The organism is Algibacter marinivivus, assembly GCF_003143755.1.
In the GTDB taxonomy this organism is placed as follows: Bacteria; Bacteroidota; Bacteroidia; order Flavobacteriales; family Flavobacteriaceae; genus Algibacter_B; species Algibacter_B marinivivus.
The window spans coordinates 144,783-165,498 of record NZ_QFRI01000002.1 but is presented as its reverse complement, the minus strand read 5'-3'; the positions used below and the strand labels follow the sequence as shown (position 1 = coordinate 165,498).

General features: G+C 27.9%; 17 protein-coding genes. 1 reads left to right on the top strand and 16 read right to left on the bottom strand.

What is annotated here, in order from left to right:
• Positions 1-53: 53 nt before the first annotated feature.
• From DIS18_RS09110 to DIS18_RS09040, 15 genes are all read right to left on the bottom strand, one after another.
• Positions 54-1,355: a phenylacetate--CoA ligase family protein gene (locus tag DIS18_RS09110; RefSeq protein ID WP_109352769.1), complete on the bottom strand. Its 1,302-nt coding sequence runs from the start codon at positions 1,353-1,355 to the stop codon at positions 54-56.
• On the bottom strand, positions 1,352-2,407 hold the full coding sequence (locus tag DIS18_RS09105) for a sugar-transfer associated ATP-grasp domain-containing protein (protein WP_109352768.1): 1,056 nt from the start codon (positions 2,405-2,407) through the stop codon (positions 1,352-1,354). Before DIS18_RS09105 ends, DIS18_RS09110 begins: the two co-directional genes overlap by 4 nt.
• Positions 2,408-2,510: 103 nt before the next feature.
• Positions 2,511-3,665 carry a glycosyltransferase family 4 protein gene (locus tag DIS18_RS09100; protein ID WP_109352767.1) on the bottom strand — a complete coding sequence of 385 codons (1,155 nt, stop codon included), beginning with the start codon at positions 3,663-3,665 and terminating at the stop codon, positions 2,511-2,513.
• Between the two features lie 21 nt (positions 3,666-3,686).
• Positions 3,687-5,591, bottom strand: a complete 1,905-nt coding sequence (gene asnB, locus DIS18_RS09095; protein ID WP_109352766.1) for an asparagine synthase (glutamine-hydrolyzing) — start codon at positions 5,589-5,591, stop codon at positions 3,687-3,689.
• Positions 5,592-5,615: 24 nt separating this feature from the next.
• Entirely contained in the window at positions 5,616-6,764 is a 1,149-nt protein-coding gene (locus DIS18_RS09090) for a glycosyltransferase (RefSeq protein ID WP_109352765.1), read from the bottom strand.
• A 4-nt stretch (positions 6,765-6,768) separates the two neighbouring features.
• Positions 6,769-7,851 carry a glycosyltransferase gene (locus DIS18_RS09085; RefSeq protein WP_109352764.1) on the bottom strand — a complete coding sequence of 361 codons (1,083 nt, stop codon included), beginning with the start codon at positions 7,849-7,851 and terminating at the stop codon, positions 6,769-6,771.
• Positions 7,852-7,869: 18 nt separating this feature from the next.
• The gene (locus DIS18_RS09080) at positions 7,870-9,090 is read right to left on the bottom strand and encodes an O-antigen ligase family protein (RefSeq protein WP_109352763.1); all 1,221 of its coding nucleotides are present in this window, start codon (positions 9,088-9,090) and stop codon (positions 7,870-7,872) included.
• 12 nt (positions 9,091-9,102) lie between these two features.
• Positions 9,103-10,644 (bottom strand): MATE family efflux transporter, encoded by a 1,542-nt coding sequence (locus DIS18_RS09075; RefSeq protein ID WP_109352762.1) that lies wholly within the window; start codon positions 10,642-10,644, stop codon positions 9,103-9,105.
• Positions 10,645-10,667: 23 nt separating this feature from the next.
• Positions 10,668-11,603, bottom strand: coding sequence for a glycosyltransferase family 2 protein (locus DIS18_RS09070; protein WP_109352761.1), 936 nt, complete (start codon positions 11,601-11,603; stop codon positions 10,668-10,670).
• A gap of 41 nt (positions 11,604-11,644) precedes the next feature.
• Positions 11,645-12,541, bottom strand: coding sequence for an SGNH/GDSL hydrolase family protein (locus DIS18_RS09065; protein ID WP_109352760.1), 897 nt, complete (start codon positions 12,539-12,541; stop codon positions 11,645-11,647).
• A gap of 11 nt (positions 12,542-12,552) precedes the next feature.
• Positions 12,553-14,001 carry an MBOAT family O-acyltransferase gene (locus DIS18_RS09060; RefSeq protein WP_109352759.1) on the bottom strand — a complete coding sequence of 483 codons (1,449 nt, stop codon included), beginning with the start codon at positions 13,999-14,001 and terminating at the stop codon, positions 12,553-12,555.
• A gap of 25 nt (positions 14,002-14,026) precedes the next feature.
• The gene (locus tag DIS18_RS09055) at positions 14,027-15,307 is read right to left on the bottom strand and encodes a nucleotide sugar dehydrogenase (RefSeq protein WP_109352758.1); all 1,281 of its coding nucleotides are present in this window, start codon (positions 15,305-15,307) and stop codon (positions 14,027-14,029) included.
• 6 nt (positions 15,308-15,313) lie between these two features.
• Positions 15,314-16,693 (bottom strand): nucleotide sugar dehydrogenase, encoded by a 1,380-nt coding sequence (locus DIS18_RS09050; protein ID WP_109352757.1) that lies wholly within the window; start codon positions 16,691-16,693, stop codon positions 15,314-15,316.
• A 188-nt stretch (positions 16,694-16,881) separates the two neighbouring features.
• Positions 16,882-17,865, bottom strand: coding sequence for an SDR family oxidoreductase (locus DIS18_RS09045; RefSeq protein ID WP_109352756.1), 984 nt, complete (start codon positions 17,863-17,865; stop codon positions 16,882-16,884).
• A gap of 152 nt (positions 17,866-18,017) precedes the next feature.
• Complete coding sequence (locus tag DIS18_RS09040; RefSeq protein WP_109352755.1) at positions 18,018-19,040, bottom strand: NAD-dependent epimerase; 1,023 nt, start codon at positions 19,038-19,040, stop codon at positions 18,018-18,020.
• Positions 19,041-19,284: 244 nt separating this feature from the next.
• On the opposite strand from DIS18_RS09040, the gene DIS18_RS09035 reads away from it, so the two are divergent.
• Positions 19,285-20,268, top strand: a complete 984-nt coding sequence (locus DIS18_RS09035; protein WP_109352754.1) for an acyltransferase family protein — start codon at positions 19,285-19,287, stop codon at positions 20,266-20,268.
• Here DIS18_RS09035 and DIS18_RS09030 read toward each other — a convergent pair.
• Positions 20,254-20,643: a hypothetical protein gene (locus tag DIS18_RS09030; protein ID WP_109352753.1), complete on the bottom strand. Its 390-nt coding sequence runs from the start codon at positions 20,641-20,643 to the stop codon at positions 20,254-20,256. The genes DIS18_RS09035 and DIS18_RS09030 overlap by 15 nt on opposite strands.
• Positions 20,644-20,716 lie beyond the last annotated feature (73 nt).

Sequence of the window (20,716 nt, the reverse complement as noted above, 5' to 3'; positions counted from 1 at the left end):
GAAACGCTTAAAAACAGTAATAGTGTAGAGTAGTAGTAGAAATTTGGTATAAATTATTTTATAAAATTATTTATTGTAAGTTTCATTTTACCTGAATTTAGTAACGGTATATTGTCAACATACTCAACATTAATTATTGCATCATCACCTAAGATGAATTTTAATTCTTTAATAATTTCTTTTTCTGAATTAAAATTTGGTTCAATATTTAATTTTAATGTATATAAGTTTTTCTCCTCTTGAATGAATTGAGTTTGATTTATAGCATCAAATTTAAAGGCTATATAGAAAAGAAATGATGAAACTATTTCTCCTTTGGTATTAAGAATAATATCTAATTTACGGCCTTCAATTGATGAAAAAACAGGAGGTGAAACACTGTTGTCAAGAACACCAACATCCCCGGTATCATATCTAATTAAAGGCATAGCATAATTAAAAAAATCAGTAATTACTATCCTTCCAGCTTCATTTGGTTTTGCTGGTGCATCTTCATCAAATTTTAATACTTCTATAATGTAACTCGACCAATTTATATCAAAAGTATCCTTTTTCGATTTTGTATTTTGCATTGCAAATAAACCATTTTCAGTATTTGAATATCTTGAAACTGTAGGACAGTGAAAATATTTTTGCATGGTTTTTTTTGTATAATCATTTAGCCTTTCGGACATAGCTATTATAGATTTTACATTAGAGTTAATTGGTTCAGCTTTAGTTTTATCGAGGTATTTACATATCATTTCTAATGCAGAAGAGTGCCCTAAAAAGCCTTTTGTTGAATTACTACGTTCAATATCCTTAATAAGTTTTTTTATATACTCATCATTAAAATCTTGAACCTCAACTTGAACTATATTTTGAGCCCATGCAATAAATTTATTTTTTTTTAGTACTCTGGTCCAATGCCTTGCATAATAAAGTTTATGACCAATATCAAAACCTACTTGATTGGAAAAGTATATGTTATCTGCTGTATTTCTCTCTACTTTAGATCTGTTTTGAGAGACTTTAAAAGGAGCCCCAGTAGATCCACTTGTATAAACGTGTTTTAATTTCTTGTTATTATATGTTTCTGAAGCAAAATACTTAATGTCGCTAGTAATGGTGTTTTTGTTTATTACCGGAAAATCCTTTAAAGACTCTAAGCCACTCATTGCCTTATAAAATGGAACGGTTGCCAATGCATGGTGTAAAAGCTTATTTAAGTTTTTTTCTATTATGATTTTACTTTCCTCAGAATTGTAATTTTCATTAATATATTTTATTTGATTATAATGACTTTTTACTTCTGACCTCTTTATATATTGAACAGACCAATAGATGTGATTTCTTATTTTTTCAAGTAGTTTCATGTTTTTGATAATTCAAGTAATTCTAATACTAATGGGTCTTTAAGGTGGCCACCACATGCAATATCTGTCATAACCATACCTGGGGTTTCGTTTCCTTCAATTATAACAGGGCCTTCTTTACTTATTGCAATATCCCATCCAACAAGTCTACAAGGTAAGTGGTTAGCAGCAGATTTTGCAAGCTCACAACTTTCCTTAAAAAATGGTATCTTAAATCCTTCTAAAACTACCCCAGAATTTGGGTGTTTTATAAAGATACCACCACCTTCATTTAAATCTTGCCTTCCTATACCTTCTATACACCCTGTCTTCATATTTACCGGTATATAAAACCCTCCAGCGCTTACATTATCAGTTATATTATCTCCAACACCAAAACGCATTACAATAGATAAAATTTGCATGTTTTTGTTATTGTCTATATAGGTTAAAACTCTAAGGGTGTTTAAAGTTTTGGGATGAATTTTATTGATGTCAGAATGTTGCTCAACTTTTTCTTGATGTATAAAACTATTGCTAAATAATTGTTTAGAATTTTGCTCTATTTGTTGCTTTAAGGTCTCTTTTTTTAAAAGTATAATACCATCACCGCCAATGCCAACTAAAGGTTTTAGAAATAATTCTTCTAGAGAATAAGATTTAAATATATTACTAAAAAAACTTATTAAATCATTGTTGTTATTTACTGTGTACGTTTTATTATTTAGAAAGAAATGATTTCTCATATTATGCGATATCATTTTTGGAACAGACAATTCCATATTTTTAAAATAAATATCAGTACACAATTTATTGTTTAAAATTGCTCCAATTTCAGGAAAAATTATTTTATCAGAATTAAGAACTCTTCGGTATTCTTTTAGGCTCAAATATTCATGATAATTATTTACTTCTTTTCTGTATAGGAGCCTTCTAAAATAATCTATTGGAATCACTTTTTTTATCCACCAAAAGTGAATTAATTCAAAGCACATTCTAAAGAACCCTTTTTTATTTGGGTCTTTTAAAAAGTACTTAAAATAATTTAATCGGTTTTTAATTAAAGAATTCATTATTAGATAATTATAATTGTTTGTATTCCTTCATCATTGGGTTTAAATACCCTTCATATTAACTTGGATAAAAGAGTCAGTTTTACAGTTATTTATACAAAATCTAAGCTAAAACGTCTTTTATGGAGCTTATAAGTTGCCTATTAATAATGTTTACATCAAACCTTTTTTCGGCATATTTCCTGCTATTTATTCCCATTTCTTCAATTTTATCAGAATTATTAATAAAAAATTCTAATGCATCAATTAAGGAATCTAAATTTCTTGGTTCTATTAAAATTCCATTTTGGTTTTTTATTATAGTTTCTTTACAACCTGGCGTGTTAGTTGTTATTATTGGCATTCCAATAGATAATGCTTCAAGAATAGACCTTGGTACCCCTTCACGATAAAAAGTTGGAAGCACAAAAACATGACAATCACTTAAAAACTCTTGAACATTATTTACCCAACCATGTTGAATAATAGTGCCTTTTTTATTTTCATTTTCTAAAATGGTATTATCTATTGCAGAAGGTGATCCTTGAGGGGATTTGCCTAAAATATGAAACTTTGCTTGTGGGTATTTAGATTTTAATTTTTTTGCAGCTTCTATATATAAATTGATTCCTTTTTCTCTAATCAACCTTGCTACAAACACAAACTCAATATTTGTTCCATTAGCAGATTTTTTTCTGAACTTATATTGATCTAAATTTATTCCAGACCCGCTAACAATGCCATATTTTTGATTTTCAGTCATAATTTTCTTATCTAAAAATAACTGATAATCATCTATATTTTGAAAAACAATCAAATTATTAGTTTTTAACGCTTTTCTATAAAGGACTTGGGAAAATTTTTGCAAAACCTTTGCTTTTTTGGAAACGCCGCTAAAAGTATAACCCAGACCTGTAATTAAAGATATTACTGGTACATTTAAAGAATTTGCTGCTATTGATCCGTATACTACAGGTTTAATAGTATAAGGGAATACGAGATCAATTTTATTTTCTTTAATCAATTTTTTTAAGGCTTTAATTGACTTAAAATCCTTAATAGGATTCAAGCCCGACCTTTGTAGTTTTAAATTTAAAGGTGTTACATTTAAATCCGTAAGGAATTTATATGTCTCTTTATATTCTTCTATACCTGGTGCTGCTGCATAAACTTTATATCCTTCAAGAGTTAAGTCTTTGATAAAGTCACCTCTAAAACTTTTTAATGAACCTGCAGCAGAAGCAATAATTAAGATTCTTTTTTTTTGGTTCTGATTCATATGCGATGAATTTTTTAAAAATTAATTATTACCAATGTAAGTATATTTATACCACTTTTGAAAACAGTAAAATGCCCAAACGCTAAATGTGCTGTCTCTTCTACTTTCTAAATGGTCCTTTACTAGGTTAGTTACTTCTAATTTATTAAAAAGCCCTTGATCAGATAACCATTTATCATCAATATAACTTATTAGCTCTTTTTTTAAACTAGACTTGAGCCAATTTCCAACAGGTGAGCCAAATCCTTTTTTTCGTTTTTCTAAAAAATCGTCAGGGAATTGATCTTTAAAAGCTTCTTTTAAAATATGCTTTTTATTCCATCCATTCATTAAGTAATTTTCTGGTAGAGTATTAGTATAATCCCATAGTTTTTTATTCAAAAAAGGCGCTCTACATTCTAAAGAGTTTTGCATACTAGTTCTATCAACTTTAGCAAGCATGCCGCCTTCTAAACTTAAAATTTTATCTATATGCCTAAATTCTGTAAGTGTTTCAGCTTTATCACTATATAATTTTTCTTGGTATTCATTGAATAAATTGTTATCAAAATTTGATGGTATTAAAATCTTGGATAATTCTTTTTCAGTATTGGCCAACGAAATAATATCCCAATAGTGATCACCTTGATAGCTAACGGCTTTTAGCATTTTTTTAATTTTGAAGCGTTTTCCTCTATTATCCCTTTTAGTTGCTAATAAATGCTTTGATGAATTAAGTAATATCTTATGTATTGATTTAGGTACTATGTTTGTATATCGCGAATTCATTTTGCCAACATAGTATTTGTTATAACCACCAAAAACTTCATCACCTCCATCTCCTGTAAGAGCTACTTTTACATAGTCTTTTGTTTTTTTAGAAACAAAATAAGTGGGGAGTGCAGCTGTATCAGAAAATGGTTCATCAAAATTCAATAAAATTTCATGGATATTATCTTTTAAATCAACTTCTCCAATTTTAAATTCATGATGATTGCTACCTATTAATTTTGCTACCAATTGAGACTTATCAGTTTCATCTTTTTTAGATTCTGTAAAGCCAATCGAGAAGGTTTCAATTTTTTTATTGGTGGACTGTGATAAGCATAATGAAACAATAGATGAGTCAACACCACCAGATAAAAAAGTGCCTAGTGGTACATCAGCTATAGATCTGCTTTGCACACTTTCATAGACTAAATTTTTTACTTTATTTTTTGCATCTTCAAAACTCACCTTCTTTTCATTAGGAGGAATTTCTTTACAAATTTCATTTATTTCAAAATTGTTTGAAGTTAAGTCATATTCAATATAATGGTTAGCTTCTAGTTTATAAATATTTTCATAGATAGAATAGGGGGCAGGGATATAAGTCAATCTTAAGAAAAGGTTTAACCCTTTTTTAGAAATTTGAGGTTTAAATTTTAAAACATCTATTATAGATTTCAATTCTGATGCCCATAAAAACTGATTATTATTGTTTGTATAATATAGTGGCTTTTCTCCAAAAAAGTCTCTAGCAATAAATATTTTGTTTAAATGTTGGTCATAAATACTAAAACCATACATGCCATCAAGCCATTTAAAAGAATCTATACCATATTTTTCATAAAGTTTTAAAATAACTTCTGTATCACTATTGGTCTTAAATTCTATACCTTCATTTTCTAGTTTAGTTTTTAGCACTCTGTAATTATATATTTCTCCATTAAAAACAATAACAATTTTTTTATCGTCAGAATATATAGGCTGTTTACCAGTAGAAAGATCGATAATAGATAAACGTCTCATGGCCATACCTAATGAAAATTTGTCTTGCTTAGAGGTAATGAATCCGTCTTCATCTGGACCTCTATGAATAATTAAATTATTCATTTTAGTAAGTACTTCAGTGATTTCTTTTTCGCTACTATTTGTTTTATTTATTATTCCGTTTATTCCACACATAGGCTAATTTATCTTTGAGTTTAATTAGTGTTTTAAGCTAATTGTATCTATATATTTTTTTAATATTTTGTTTTTTCTAAAATCTTCAGCACGTTTTAAAACGTTAATTTTTGTACTATTTAAAAAATCTTTGTTTGAAATGAAATAGTTAATCCCTCTAGCCATTAAGTCCACATTCTTTATGGGTACTAATATACCATAATCAGTTTTCATTATATCATTACTAAGCTCATCTTCTAATTTCATAATTTCACTCGGACCAGATTTGCAATTAGTGGTTAAAATAGGTAAGCCACATGACATAGCTTCAAGTAAAACGTTAGGAAAGCCTTCATGGTTAGATCCAAATATAAATAAGTCAGCTTTTTTTAGATATTTATATGGGTTAGGGTCAAAGCCAGCAAGTATTACTTGATCTTCTAGTTTAAGGGCTTTTATTTGTGCTTCTAATGTTGCCTTCATATTTCCAACACCGAATATATATAATAGTAACTTTGGATTGTTTAGTTTGCTAATGGCGTCAATAAGCATAGTATGATTTTTTCCAATGTCTAAACGTCCTAACGTGATTATATTAAATCTTTGTTTATCAAAATAATTATTTTGGGGATCTATTTTGCTTATTTTTTCTAAATCTATCGGATTATGAATAACCTTCATTTTATCAGAAGGGACTTTAAAATTATCAATTAGGTCTGTTGCATTTCCATAGGAATTAGAAATAACAATATCTGATTGCTTGTAAAGTAACTTAATCATCTTTTTATTGAAGTAAGATTGAAAGTCTTTATACCCATATTGCAAACTAGGAAAAGCACGCTCATTAGTTATAACTTTAAATTTATAACTAGTAATTTTACTTGAAATTACGTTAATAAAAGAAGGTCTAGTCAAAAAACTTAGACTATGTGTAATCTCTAGCTTTTTTATGAGCTTAGAATATTTATATGCTAAAAAAGGAATTTTTAGTGTTTTTATTATACCACTTTCCTTTGGATTTGATTTTTCTATGTAGTGAATTTTAATGTTTTTTGGTATTTCATATTTTATACTTGGACTCATTAAAATTAAATGCACACTTATGTTTTTATCATTACAATAAGCTAGAAGGTGAGATACAACTCTTTCAGCTCCACCACCAGACAACGAGTATATTAAAATTCCTAAATTCATTAAATTATGAGGCTAATTCTAGAAATAATTCCTCATACTTTTGAAGAATTACTTTTTTATTAAATTTCTTTGTTACAGAGTGATTGATTTTTTTAGGATCCCATTCAATTTCGGTTTTAGATTTAATAATGTTTCGTAAAAATTCATCATCATTATCCGCAATTAAGCCATTAACTTCAAGTTCAAGAATTTCATCTAAACCGCCCGGTGCTTTATATGCTAAAACTGGAGTGCCAACAGAACAACTTTCTATTAAACAATTAGGGAATCCCTCAACATATGCACCTTGAAGAAAAAAATCACTTTCTGCTAAATATTTTGGAACTTCCTTAGTATATGGTATGTGCTTAATATTTTTTTTAATTCCAAGTTCTTCTATTAGTGCAAATAATCTCTCTTTTTCTGGACCATCTCCAATTATAGTGTATTGGTATGGAAAATTTAATTTAGAAATAACTTTAATAATGCGTTCATGCCCTTTTTGTTTTTTTAATCTAGCAACAGTTATAAACTTTACAATATCATCTTTTTTAGCATTCTGCGATTTTAGAGTGAAAGCGTCAGTAATAGGATTGTTTATAATACGCATTTTACTGGTTGGTATATTATAATTGGTTTTCATATCATTAAACATATCTTTTGATTGACATAAGATAATGTCTAATAATTTATAACCTATTTTTGAAAAAGGAATTTTACTAATGAAACTCTTCTTTTTACCCCCAAACTGTTTTTTTATACTTAAAACGTTAGCTTCTCTTCCTACAAACTTAGTTTTTGGGAAGAAAATAGATAATAAACCCATAACAGTATTTAGATGTGATATTGAACTAATAACTATGTCCGGTTTGTTTTTTATTAAAGCAAAGAAAAACCCTGGAGTAGCTTTTAATACCCTTGGTTTATTAAAATATTTTACGTTCACACCATCAACATTATATATTGTATTTTTTTCAAATCCTGCAGCCCATAACGAAACGTCAAAATACTCTTTAGATAGATTTTGTGCTAAGAATGTCATAACTCTTTCTGCACCACCAGCTGTTATTTCAGGGAGTACAAAAACTATTTTTTTCTTTTTTTTCATATGATTATTTTTTTGTAATCAATCGAGTTCATTTAAATTCTTCCTGTAAATATGGCTATCAAAAAGGGCTAAACAAACTACTAATGGACGTTCATACCAAATGGAATGAGATATAAATCCTTCAAAAATTATTAGAACCATAAAAATTAGATAATAAAACTGATCATATTGTACAGCCAATTTTATACTATAAAAAATATAAAATATATAAGCTAAAAACATTATTATTCCTAAGTTAAGTGCTAAATATAAAAAGTAATTATGAGTGTTTAATTTGTTGAAATTTTTATCTGAAGTATAACCCGTGCCATAACCTAAAGGCCAATCTTGAAAGTCTTCCCAATAATCGAACAATAGAGTACCCCGACCGCTAGTGTTACTTAATGTTCCTCCACTGTTACTATTTGAGCTTTGTTTTGATTGCCCTAATAAAGCATCTAAACGCTTTCCTGCTGCACCCCTAGTAAAAGCTGGATTTGTCTTTTTCATAATTTCAGAAAATGATAAAAGTCCAATATATAAAATTGAAAAAAGAATAGTGATTTTAAAAAAACTTGTAAAAATCGCTTTTCCACTTAGTTCAAATCTTGAGCTCCAATTATTTGTGGTTCCAAAAACTAAGATTAAAACTACTGATACGATTCCACTTCTTGAAAGTGTTAAGAAAACTGTTATTACCATTATGACAACAACTGTATATCTTATTTTTTTGGTTTCATTTACCAATAATAGTACAGCTAGTGATAAAAATTTAACAGCAGAAGCTGCTTGATTTGGATTTTCTCCAAACCCACCCTTTCTTGAGCTTTGTGCTAATCTTGCGTTATAGTTAAAGCCAATAAAAAAATCATAGAATATGCTTCCAGCTAATACTAGTAAAGCTAATGACATTACTATAGTAACAGTTTTTCTATCTTCTGTTCTAAAATAATGTACAGCAAAAGTGTATAGTAATAAGGTAATGGTATTTAATACAATTTTTTCAATGATTATTGTACTGCTTGCCTCAGAAAATCCAGCATATATTATTGAAAATGCAAGAATAAAAAAAAGAACCTTAAAACTGTGAGACCTAAAAATGTCTAAATAATCTTTTATTGAATAGTTTATTAAAAAAAACACTATAAAAAGTGGTAACAAAAAAGATGAAGGTGTAAATGGAACAATATGAATTCTAAACAAGAATATATCTGCAAAAGAAGAGAATAAAATTAAAAAGCCACCAAGAATATATTTCATTTCAAATAATTTCTATTTTTTTGTTCTATTCTTAATATATCCTACCAATCTGTATACTAAGTTTTTAAACCCTCGGCTTAAAGATATCAAAATTGAAAAATAAATTACTGTAAAAGTAATTCCAAACTTAAAAACCTTTAGTATTAAGGAAAATAAGTTACTGGTTTTCCATAAACCAATAAAATCAAATAAAAAGTAAAAAATTATACCTGATAAAATTAAGTAGACAATATGCCATAAAAAGCCTTTCCAATATCTAATATTATTTATTTCAAAGCCCTTACTGAATAAATAATAAGGCCTCCAAATTAAAACGATTAATGTTTGACTAAGAATTGTGCCTATAAATACTCCAATAACACCAAGTTTTATGGTAAATATAATTGAGAATAATAGATTTAATATACTTTGTGCTAGAGGTGCCCATATATCTGCATATAAGCCATATGCTTGTTTAAAACTGTCTACAGGTTGTCTAACTTGTAAAATAAAAAATATCAAAATTAGAGCTAAAAGTATATAATTAGACATTAAATATTTTTCACCTAACCAAATAGTAATTAAATCATCAAACCCAACAAAAAGCATAATTGAAGCACAACCTGCAAAGAAAAACCGCAAAGCCATCATTTCCCAGAAAACTTTTGTCATATTATTGATATCATTTTCTGCCACTAAATTACCTACGCTAGCATTAGTACCTTTAAAAATTTGCCCTACTAATGTGTTAATATTATTCATTACAAGCTGGTAATTACCAACAAATGCTACAGTTGCAGGACTAATTAATGAAAATATCAATATGTTATCAGTACCATTGGAAACAAACCCACCAATTTTGTGAAAACTTAGTTGTTTTATTTTTTTTAGCAAAGCTTTGTTCCTTTGTCTAATCTCAGGTGTAGTTTTGAATTTAAAAATTAACCATGGATATGTTTTTTTTATTTTTTTTCTTAATAAGAATATATATATAAATGGCGTTGTAAGCTCTAAGGCAATCCAATACAATACATTTTCAAAATAAATTAAAACTAAACATTGAAGAATAAGCCTTAGAACAAAAACAGATTGATTAATAGATATACTCATGTAACCTTTTTGATCAGCTTCCATAAGGAATACATGATAAGCAAAAAAGTAACTTAATAGGTTACTAGTTAATAATGCAACAAATAAAAATATAATTACACCTAGGTTGATTGTTGTATTCTGAAAAATATAAGGAAAAAATAAAATTAGTAAACATGCTGCTGTAAAAACAAAAAAGCCAATTCTTTTGTAAAGAAACCCTAAGTAACCAATGATTTCGTTTATTTTTTCTTTGTTATTCTCATAGATAGGTTTGTAAAGTGAAAAACCTACTGCTGCACCAATGCCAAGTTCTGATAAGTTTAAAAACTGTAAAATACTTTTTAAAGTGCCTACTATTCCTATAAATTCATCGCCTAAATTGTCAAGAAAAATATTTCTAGAGTAAAACTGTATTATTACATATACAATATGAAAAAAAAGGGCAATCCAAGCGTTTTTTATGGTTAATGCTAGTCTAGACATTTAAATTGCACTTTTTATTATTATTATCTTTTAATTGATTGATATGAAGAAGAAATTATCTCCATAAATTTAGTTGGCATTGCAATTACTAAAAATGAACGTAATCTTATCTTTGAAAAATCATATGCTTTAAATATTTCTCTTTTTAACTTTTTTCGATATGTTCTTTGTTTATCTAGTTTATTGTTTCTACTTAATAAAAAATAATGATCCGTATAATAACTAACTATATAACTATTCATTACTTTTTCTAATTTAGGATGTTTCTGGATATTAGCTGCTATATATTCAGTTGCCCTTATTGCAATATCTCTTTTCATTTCGGAATATTTACTTCTAATTATCCCTATGCTTTCTCTGTTGTATATATACAATGGACTATTTAAATAGCCTATAGAAGGTACTTTGTTTATAACATCAATAGTAAAAAATACGTCTTGATGAATTATGTTAGGTATAAACCTCATGTTTTCAACTACATGCCTTTTGTAAATTCTTTTCCAAACTTGAAATGCTGTTGTTTTAATTATTCTTTCTGTTGAAACAATTGGGTCTTCAATTGTAAAGCTATTATCAAAAATTTTGGTATTAGATACTGCATTTCTTTCTATTTCAATTACATCCAGTTTGTTGTCTAGCATCAAGCGTATCATTTGTTCTAACATAGTATCTTCAATAAAATCATCACTATCAATAAATGATATAATATCTCCATTAGCATTTTCTAAGCCAGTATTTCTTGCTATACTCGATCCTCCATTTTTTTGATTTATTAGTTTTATTCTTGAATCTTCTTTGGAAAGGGATTCACAAATTGATTGACTATCATCAGAGGATCCGTCATTTACTAAAATAATTTCTAAATTTTTATATGTTTGGTTAGAAATACTTTTTACACAACGCATTAAATATTTTTCTGCGTTGTATACAGGAACTATAACCGAAATTAAATTATCCATAATTGAAGTATTTGTTTTTTTAATGTATTTAAAACCAATTCTTAATTTGTTAATTTTATGCCTGAATCACTATAAATAATTTCTGATAATTTTTTAACCCCTTTTTTATTTAGGTGATCTTCATCATGAAAATATTTAGGGTCTTTCATTCTATTTGAATAATCTAAATGTTTATAAAGTTTTAATTCTTTAATAAAACTATCAACTTTAATAAGATCATTTTTTTTACACTGATTTAGATAATTGGAATTTACAGGAAACCTTATTCCTATTACCTTGATTTTTTTTGATTTACAAATTTCAACTATTTGTTTGTAAGTTTTTAAATACTTTTCATTGCTCATTATAGAGCTGTGGTCTATTTTACCAGTTTTAGTAGCAATTTCAATTCTTTCTAATGATGTATAATCAACCCATGATTTCTTTAAATCTGTACTTTCTGGTTTAAAATTTGAATAAATTTTATTTAGAACAAATTTTAAGTAGCTATCATTTAATAATGGTACTCTTTCAGTTAATAAATTTAATTTTGACTTGTTATAAATATTTAATTCGTTATCTATTTGAAATAAATACTTATTTAAAAAAGTACTGTTTGATGAAAGTGTATTATTGAAAATTTGAGGTTCAGTGGCAATAAAAACATATTCTAAGCTTTTATTGTTTTCAATCATTGTTAATATTTTAATATACATTTCGTTAATACCATCACCACCAAATGCTAGGTTTCCAATATTATCTGATAATTCTAAAAGTTTTATGGTTTCAACATGAGAGTCACCAAGAAAAATAATTTCTGATTGTGAATTAATTGTGGTTTCTATTCTGTCTAAATATTTGTTTTCTTGCTTAAAGAAATCACTAGTTTTATAACAAATAATATTGATTAATAGAAATACTACTAGATATGGTATTAGTTTTATTAAAATCTTTTTCATAGTAGTAAGTTTTAAAATTGGAAATAAATAAAATCAATGGAGCCATTGGTAGCTCTAAAGAATATTAACAATAATAATAACGAACAGTATATTAATGTTCTGTAAGGCGCTTTATAGTGTCCAACCTGAAATGAATATGATGCATTTCTATTAGAAATCTCAAATACACTTAAATATATAAGACTAACAATAATAATGAAGGGTTGAATAGACGATCCCATCCCTTTAAAATAAGTGATAGGATTAACAAATAAAGTATTTGATAATATCTCAGAAATATAATTTATTGCATGTGAGAAAGATTCTGCGCGAAAAAATATCCAAGCAAATGAAACAGCTATGAATGTTATTAGAATATTAAATACTTTAACAAAATTTTCTGGAAGTATTTTTACAGATTTCATGTTTTTACTATATCCTGTTTGAATAAAATAAAATAGAGAATGTAATGCACCCCAAATAATAAATGTCCAATTAGCACCATGCCAAAATCCACTTACAGTAAATGTTATGATTATATTTAAAGACCTTCTAAAACTTGAATCTACTTGACTACCTCCTAAAGGGATGTATACATAATCTCTAAACCAAGTTGATAGTGATATGTGCCATCTTCTCCAAAAATCTTGAATATTTTCAGCGAGATATGGAGATTTAAAATTTTGCATTAAATCAATCCCCATCATTCTTGAAATACCTATTGCAATATCAGAATAGCCAGAAAAGTCGCCGTAAATTTGAAATGCAAATAAAATAACACCTATTGCTAATACACTTCCAGGATAGCTGTCAGAGTTTTCAAAAATCTGGTTAGCATAGAAAGCACAATTATCAGCAATTACAATTTTTTTAAAAAGGCCCCAAAATGATTGTTTTGCCCCTTCTTTAAACTCATTTACATCAAACTTTCTTTTTTTACTAAATTGTGGGAGTAGGTGAGAAGCTCTTTCGATTGGACCAGCAACTAGCTGAGGAAAAAACGAGACAAAAGTCATAAATTCCAACAAGTTTTTATTAGCTCTCATTTTATTTCTATAAATATCTATGGTATAACTCATAGTTTGAAATGTATAGAAGCTAATCCCAACTGGTAAAACTATATTTAATAGGAATGGGTTAGTTTCAAATCCAAATAAAGAAACAAAATCGGTAAACGACTCAGTAAAAAAGTTGTAATATTTAAAAAAGCCTAAGATGCCTAGATTAATAAACAGGCTTAAAATAAGAAGCTGTTTTCGCTTTTCTTGGTTGTTATTTTCATCAATGGCACGACCAATAATATAATCACTAACAGAACTTATTATTATTAGAGATAAGAATTTCCAATCCCACCAACCATAAAAGACATAACTAGAAACTAATAAAAGGGTGTTTTGAAATTTTAGGTTGTTGTATGATTTATAATAAATAAAAAATACAATAAAAAAGAAAATTATAAACTCAAACGAATTGAAAAGCATACCTTGTTTCTGTTAGTTAAATAGTTTATAATCTACCAGACACATTTTCTTTAATAATACCCTTCACATCATATATTAGTCCATTATCGGCTAACAAATCATCAAAGTTCATATTTAAGAATTCATCATGAGATACACCAAGAATAATAGTGTCAAAAGTATCTTTAGGAATAGAATTTGATGCCTCTAAATTATATTCATGTTTAACTTCTTCAGAATTTACCCATGGATCATAAATAGTAACCTCTAAACCATATTCTTTTAAGTGTTTTATAACATCTACTATTTTTGTATTTCTTACATCAGGGCAATTTTCTTTAAATGTTATACCAAGCATTAAGAGTTTTGCTCCATTTACTTTAATATCATTTTTTAACATCATTTTTACCACTTCACTAGCAACATATTGTCCCATGCTATCATTAACACGTCTACCAGCTAAAATAATTTCTGGGTGATAACCAACTTCTTGAGCTTTTTGTGCTAGATAATACGGATCAACCCCAATACAATGACCACCAACTAACCCTGGTTTAAAAGGAAGAAAATTCCATTTTGTTCCTGCCGCTTCTAAAACCGAATGCGTGTCAATGTCCATTAAATTAAATATTTTTGCTAACTCATTTACAAAAGCAATATTGATATCTCTTTGTGAGTTTTCAATAACTTTGGCAGCTTCAGCAACTTTAATAGTTGGAGCTAGGTGAGTTCCTGCTGTAATAACACTAGCATATAAATTGTTTACTTTTTCTCCTATTTCAGGAGTAGAGCCAGCTGTAACTTTTAAGATTTTATCTACGGTATGTTCTTTATCTCCTGGGTTAATTCGCTCTGGTGAATATCCTGCAAAAAAATCAGAATTGAATTTAAGCCCACTAATTTTTTCTAAAATAGGTACGCATTCATCTTCAGTTACTCCAGGGTATACTGTTGATTCATATATTACGATATCTCCTTTTTTGAGAACTTTCCCAACAGTTTCACTAGATTTGTATAAAGGTGTTAAATCTGGTCTATTATTTTTATCTATTGGTGTAGGTACTGTTACTACATAATAATTACAATCTTTTATATCATCAATATTTGATGAACAGTATAAGCCAATATTTGAATTAGCATTATCCTTTAAAACTGCTTTTAAAACATCATCTTCAATTTCTAAAGTAAGATCTTTTCCTTGTTGTAATTCAGATATTCTTTTTTCATTAATATCAAAACCAACAACTGAATATTTAGTTGCAAATAAACGGGCTAAAGGTAATCCCACGTATCCCAATCCTATAATGGCTATTTTTTCTTTGTTCATAATATTTTATTGACCAATTGAAGAATACTCAAACCCAATTTTTTCCATTTCTGACTTGTTGAGTATGTTTCGACCATCAAAAATAAAAGCAGGTTTTTTCATTTCTGTATATATTTTTTCCCAATCATAAGTTTTAAATTCATCCCATTCAGTCATAATAGCTACTGCATGAGCATCTTTTAAAGCTTCGTAAGGAGTATCAGTAGCTTGAACCAACTTATTATTTTCTTCTTCAGATCTTGTATTCAAGTAGTTTAAGTCTGATTGTATTTTTTCATTTGACACTTTTGGATCATATACAGCTATATTAGCTTGTTCATTTAATAAATGATCGGCTACATATATTGCAGCGGATTCTCTAGTATCATTAGTATCTTTTTTGAATGCCCAACCTAAGAAACCTATTTTTTTTCCGGAAACAGTATTATAAAGTGTGCTAATTAAATGATCAGCAAAACGTCTTTTTTGATGGTCATTTAAAATAATTACCTGTTCCCAATAGTCGGCAACAGCTTGTAAATTATAACTCCTAGCAATATATACAAGGTTTAGTATGTCTTTTTGAAAACATGATCCACCAAAACCAACTGAGGATTTAAGAAATTTAGGACCAATTCTAGAATCCATACCAATTGCTTTTGCAACTTCATCAACGTTAGCTTCTGTTTTTTCACATAATTCTGAAATAGCGTTAATTGAAGAAATACGTTGTGCCAAAAATGCATTAGCAGTTAGTTTTGATAACTCCGAAGACCATACATTTGTTCTTAAAATTTGTGCTTGTGGCACCCAACTTCCATAAATATTTGCTAAGCTTTCAATTGCATCTTTAGATTCTCCACCGATTAAAACTCTATCTGGATTCAATAAATCTTGGATAGCAGTACCTTCAGCTAAAAATTCAGGATTTGACAAAATTTCAAAATTTACATTACTACCTGTGTTATCTAAAATGCTTTTAATAGCTTGAGCTGTTCTTACTGGTAAAGTTGATTTTTCAACAACAATTTTATCTGTTTTTGCAACTTCAGCAATATTTCTGGCACAAAGTTCAACATATTTTAAATCGGCAGCCATTCCTTTTCCTTTACCATAAGTTTTGGTAGGTGTGTTAACAGATATGAAAATCATTTCTGATTCATTTATTGCCTTGTCTATTTCAGTTGAAAAAAACAAGTTTTTTCCTCTTGTTTCTTTAACAATTTCAGCTAAACCTGGTTCATAAATTGGTAATTTTGAAACATCAGGATCGTTCCAAGCATCAATCCTTGCTTTATTGATATCTACGATTGTTACTTTAATATTTGGATTTTTCTTTGCAATAACTGCCATGGTTGGACCTCCAACATAACCTGCACCAATACAACAAATTTTTGTTACTTTCATTTTAATTATGTGTTATATAATTTATAGTAAATAACTTTTAAAGTTTTACTAAATTCAATTTTAAATTATTAAACCTAATTGTTTGCAAAAATTTTTTTTAGGTTTTATTGTTATAGATATCGCAAATTTATGTAATTAATCGATAAAAACAAGCATTTTGTCGATTAATTTAATAATTAGCTGAAATCTTATAAATTTTCCCAATACCAATTAACAGCTTCTTTTATGCCGTCATTAATATCATATTTTGGGTTATAGTTTAGTAATTTTTTTGCTTTTTCAACTGATGCTAATGAATGAGGAATATCACCAACTCTATTTTCACGATGCTTTATTTCTACATTCCTAATAGAATCGTCGAACTTTGAAAGATGTTCTTTTAATAATGTGGTTAATTCAAGTAATGTAGTTCTATCACCATACGCAACATTATAAACAGTGTTTAATGCCTCTTCATTATTTGTTGTTATGGCAAGCAAATTCATTTGAACAACATTATCTATATATGTGAAATCTCTTGAGTAACTTCCATCTCCATTAATCATAGGGGATTCATAATTAATAAGTTGCTTTACAAAAAGCGGTATTACAGCTGCATAAGCTCCGTTGGGATCTTGTCTTCTTCCAAAAACATTAAAGTAGCGTAGACCAATAGTATCTAATCCATAGGACTTTTGAAAAATATCTGCATATAATTCATTTACATATTTTGTAATGGCATATGGCGATAGAGGCTTTCCAATAACTTCTTCAACTTTAGGAAGAGCTTCATGGTCTCCATAAGTTGATGAGCTAGCTGCATAAACAAAACGAGTTACTTTTGCATCACGAGCAGCAACAAGCATGTTTAGAAAACCAGATACATTAACATTATTTGTTGTTATTGGGTCGTTTATTGATCTTGGAACAGATCCTAAAGCGGCTTGATGTAATATATAATTTACACCTTTACAAGCTTTATTACAGTCCTCAAGGTTTCTAATGTCTCCTTCAACAAGTTTAAAGTTCTTATTGTTAAGAAAAGGCTCAATATTTTTACGTTTACCAGTTGAGAAGTTATCTAAGCAAACTGTTTTAATATTATTAGAAAGCAATGTTTCACATAGATTTGAGCCTATAAAACCAGCTCCACCAGTAACCAATATGGTTTTATTTTGTAGATTTTGTAGCATTCAATTTGGGTTTGTTGTTAATAGCTGCCGCAAATATGTAAAAAAATATTTAAAGAAATACTATTATTATATTAACTAGATGTTTTTTACGATGAAAATCATAGTAGTAAAATTAATATGATTTTTAACGACAATATATGGCTGATAATAAGTTATTTGTAATATGATTTGTACCAATCTACAAAAGATTTAACACCTTGGCTAATTGAAGTGCTAGGGCTATAATCATAGTCTTTTATTAAATCGTCTACATTTGCCCAAGTACGTTCAACATCACCAGGTTGAATTGGTAGCATATTCTTTTCAGCTTCTGTTCCTAGGTTTAATTCTATTTCTTTAATAAAGTCTAATAATTTTACAGAATTGTTGTTACCTATATTATACACTTTGTATAAATCATTTTTTTCAATTCTATCTTTATTTGGGTGTTCAATAATTCTAACAACACCTTCAACTATATCGTCTACATACGTGAAGTCGCGTTCCATTTTACCGTAGTTGAATACTTTTATAGGTTTATCATTTATTATAGCATCAGTGAATAAAAACATCGCCATATCTGGTCTGCCCCAAGGCCCATAAACAGTAAAAAAACGCAAACCAGTTGTTGGAATTTTAAATAAATGACTGTAAGTATGTGCCATTAATTCATTACTTTTTTTTGTGGCTGCGTACAAGCTGATTGGATAATCTACATTGTCATCAGTTGAGAAAGGTATCTTTTTATTTAATCCATAAACACTAGAACTACTTGCGTAAACAAGGTGCTTTATTTTGAAATTTCTAGAACATTCAAGGATATTTAAAAATCCGACTAAGTTTGAATCCACATATGATTCTGGGTTTTCTAAGCTATATCTTACACCAGCTTGAGCTGCTAAGTTACACACAATGTCAAACTTTTGCCCATCAAAGAGTTTTGGAAGCTCTTCACGATCCTCTAAATTCATTCTTATAAATGAAAAATTAGCATTTGTTTGACTATTGCATAAATTGTTGAATATGGTTGCCTCTTGGCTATTAATACCTAGCTGTTTTAGCCTATTGAATTTTAGATTTGTGTCATAATAATCGTTAATATTATCAAGACCAACAACTGTATGGCCATTACTTAATAAAACTTTCGATGTAAAAAAGCCTATAAATCCAGCGGCTCCGGTAACTAATATTTTCATTTTCGATTTGGGTTTTATGAGGGAAGTTAAACTAATATTGTTATTATAAGTTTGTGCTGCAAATATGTGAAATTAGATTTATAATGAACTAAAAAATTGTTAAACCTTTAATTTTTATCGATGAGAGTGTAATAATATCTTTAGACAAGGTAAAAACTCTAAAGTAATGAAGGGAAAAAATTAAGCTATTTGTATTTTAAGAAATATAAGAGAAATTTATACATTTGAAATAAATAAGTGAAAAATGAATAAACTACCATGGATTGATGTTATCAAGGGTTTTGGGATGATTTGTGTAGTAATTGGCCATATTTATGATGGGGATATTAGTAGAACAATGTTTATTTTTCATATGCCATTGTTTTTTTTTATTTCTGGTTACCTTTTAAAACCTAATAAAAATTTTAAAGAGTATTTAGTTAAAAAGACTAAGCATTTAATAATACCTTATGCTTCATTTCTTATTCCTTTATACTTTGCTTTTAGAGGTTTTCCAGAATTTAAAATAAGTGGAATATTATCTTTTATTAAGAGCCCTTTGTTGGGTGGCAGAATGTTAAGTGGCTCTTTAGGTGTGTTTTGGTTTGTAACTTGTTTGTTTTTAACTCAACAATTAATGAATTATATTATAATAAAATTCAATATTAAAATTAGTATAATTATGGTTTTTTTGATGTTGGCATTAAGTTATATAAACTCAATATTTTTTCCATATTTTTGGTTACCATGGAATGCAAATGTAGTATTTGCAGCAGCACCAATTTTTTACATTGGTTTTTTGTGCAAAGAATTTAATATCAAGTTAAACACAATTTTAGTTTTTGTAATAGGTGTTATTATCATAATTGGGTCTTATTATATTAAAAATAATACATATGATATGAAGTATGCTATGTATGGAATTCCAGGTTTAACTTTTATATCAAGTGTTTTTCTGATTTTTGTTATTATTGCTATCTCTAAGATAATTTCAAGATTACATTTTCTTAAAAATTTTTTTTCAGAGATTGGTAAAGCTTCAATGGTGATAATGTATTTGCATCAACCAATACAACTCTCTCTTAGGAATAATTTCGGGTTAAGTAGAGTTGTTTTGTTAGTTATATCAATAACAATCTCATATCTTATATATTTGTTTTTTTTAAGATTTATTTTAACTAGAGCAATCTTTTTAGGTTCTTCGTTGGACATGAAAAAAATTAGAATAGCAAATTTATTTTCTAAATAATTTTTTAAAATAGCTAGTATTTAAATAGAATAGTATTGTTAAGGGTAACAAATATTTTAATAAATTAATAAGTTTTTCAAAGACAAAAAATATTGGTCTGTAACCTTTGTCTCCATATTCATCAGGCAGTGTATTTTCTTCTTGATTAAAGCATTTACCTAAATCCGGGAAGGTAATCTTTTGTATGGAGCTTAATTGACTATCTGTTTTATAGTAATCAGTTTCAAAACTTATTCCTAGAGAAGGGGCAATAAACATTTCTAAGGTACTAGATTTATAATATACAACCACATGTCCTTCTAAACCAACTATTTTCGTATTGATATCATAACTATCGCTTAATAAATCAGAAAAACCAAACTGTTTTGGGAACATATACCGAATCTTCTTCCTAAATATATTTTATAATCACCACTATCAAATTTTGAAAAACGTGTATTTGTAGAAT

What these genes read in the sequence shown, in the direction of transcription:
- DIS18_RS09040 (WP_109352755.1), bottom strand. Translation starts at nt 19,040, where the DNA reads ATGAAAATATTAGTTACCGGAGCCGCTGGATTTATAGGCTTTTTTACA.
- DIS18_RS09060 (WP_109352759.1), bottom strand. Translation starts at nt 14,001, where the DNA reads ATGCTTTTCAATTCGTTTGAGTTTATAATTTTCTTTTTTATTGTATTT.
- DIS18_RS09050 (WP_109352757.1), bottom strand. Translation starts at nt 16,693, where the DNA reads ATGAAAGTAACAAAAATTTGTTGTATTGGTGCAGGTTATGTTGGAGGT.
- DIS18_RS09055 (WP_109352758.1), bottom strand. Translation starts at nt 15,307, where the DNA reads ATGAACAAAGAAAAAATAGCCATTATAGGATTGGGATACGTGGGATTA.
- DIS18_RS09070 (WP_109352761.1), bottom strand. Translation starts at nt 11,603, where the DNA reads ATGGATAATTTAATTTCGGTTATAGTTCCTGTATACAACGCAGAAAAA.
- DIS18_RS09045 (WP_109352756.1), bottom strand. Translation starts at nt 17,865, where the DNA reads ATGCTACAAAATCTACAAAATAAAACCATATTGGTTACTGGTGGAGCT.
- asnB (WP_109352766.1), bottom strand. Translation starts at nt 5,591, where the DNA reads ATGTGTGGAATAAACGGAATAATAAATAAAACAAATAGTAGCGAAAAA.
- DIS18_RS09035 (WP_109352754.1), top strand. Translation starts at nt 19,285, where the DNA reads ATGAATAAACTACCATGGATTGATGTTATCAAGGGTTTTGGGATGATT.
- DIS18_RS09100 (WP_109352767.1), bottom strand. Translation starts at nt 3,665, where the DNA reads ATGAATCAGAACCAAAAAAAAAGAATCTTAATTATTGCTTCTGCTGCA.
- DIS18_RS09075 (WP_109352762.1), bottom strand. Translation starts at nt 10,644, where the DNA reads ATGTCTAGACTAGCATTAACCATAAAAAACGCTTGGATTGCCCTTTTT.
- DIS18_RS09110 (WP_109352769.1), bottom strand. Translation starts at nt 1,355, where the DNA reads ATGAAACTACTTGAAAAAATAAGAAATCACATCTATTGGTCTGTTCAA.
- DIS18_RS09080 (WP_109352763.1), bottom strand. Translation starts at nt 9,090, where the DNA reads ATGAAATATATTCTTGGTGGCTTTTTAATTTTATTCTCTTCTTTTGCA.
- DIS18_RS09065 (WP_109352760.1), bottom strand. Translation starts at nt 12,541, where the DNA reads ATGAAAAAGATTTTAATAAAACTAATACCATATCTAGTAGTATTTCTA.
- DIS18_RS09030 (WP_109352753.1), bottom strand. Translation starts at nt 20,643, where the DNA reads ATGTTCCCAAAACAGTTTGGTTTTTCTGATTTATTAAGCGATAGTTAT.
- DIS18_RS09085 (WP_109352764.1), bottom strand. Translation starts at nt 7,851, where the DNA reads ATGAAAAAAAAGAAAAAAATAGTTTTTGTACTCCCTGAAATAACAGCT.
- DIS18_RS09105 (WP_109352768.1), bottom strand. Translation starts at nt 2,407, where the DNA reads ATGAATTCTTTAATTAAAAACCGATTAAATTATTTTAAGTACTTTTTA.
- DIS18_RS09090 (WP_109352765.1), bottom strand. Translation starts at nt 6,764, where the DNA reads ATGAATTTAGGAATTTTAATATACTCGTTGTCTGGTGGTGGAGCTGAA.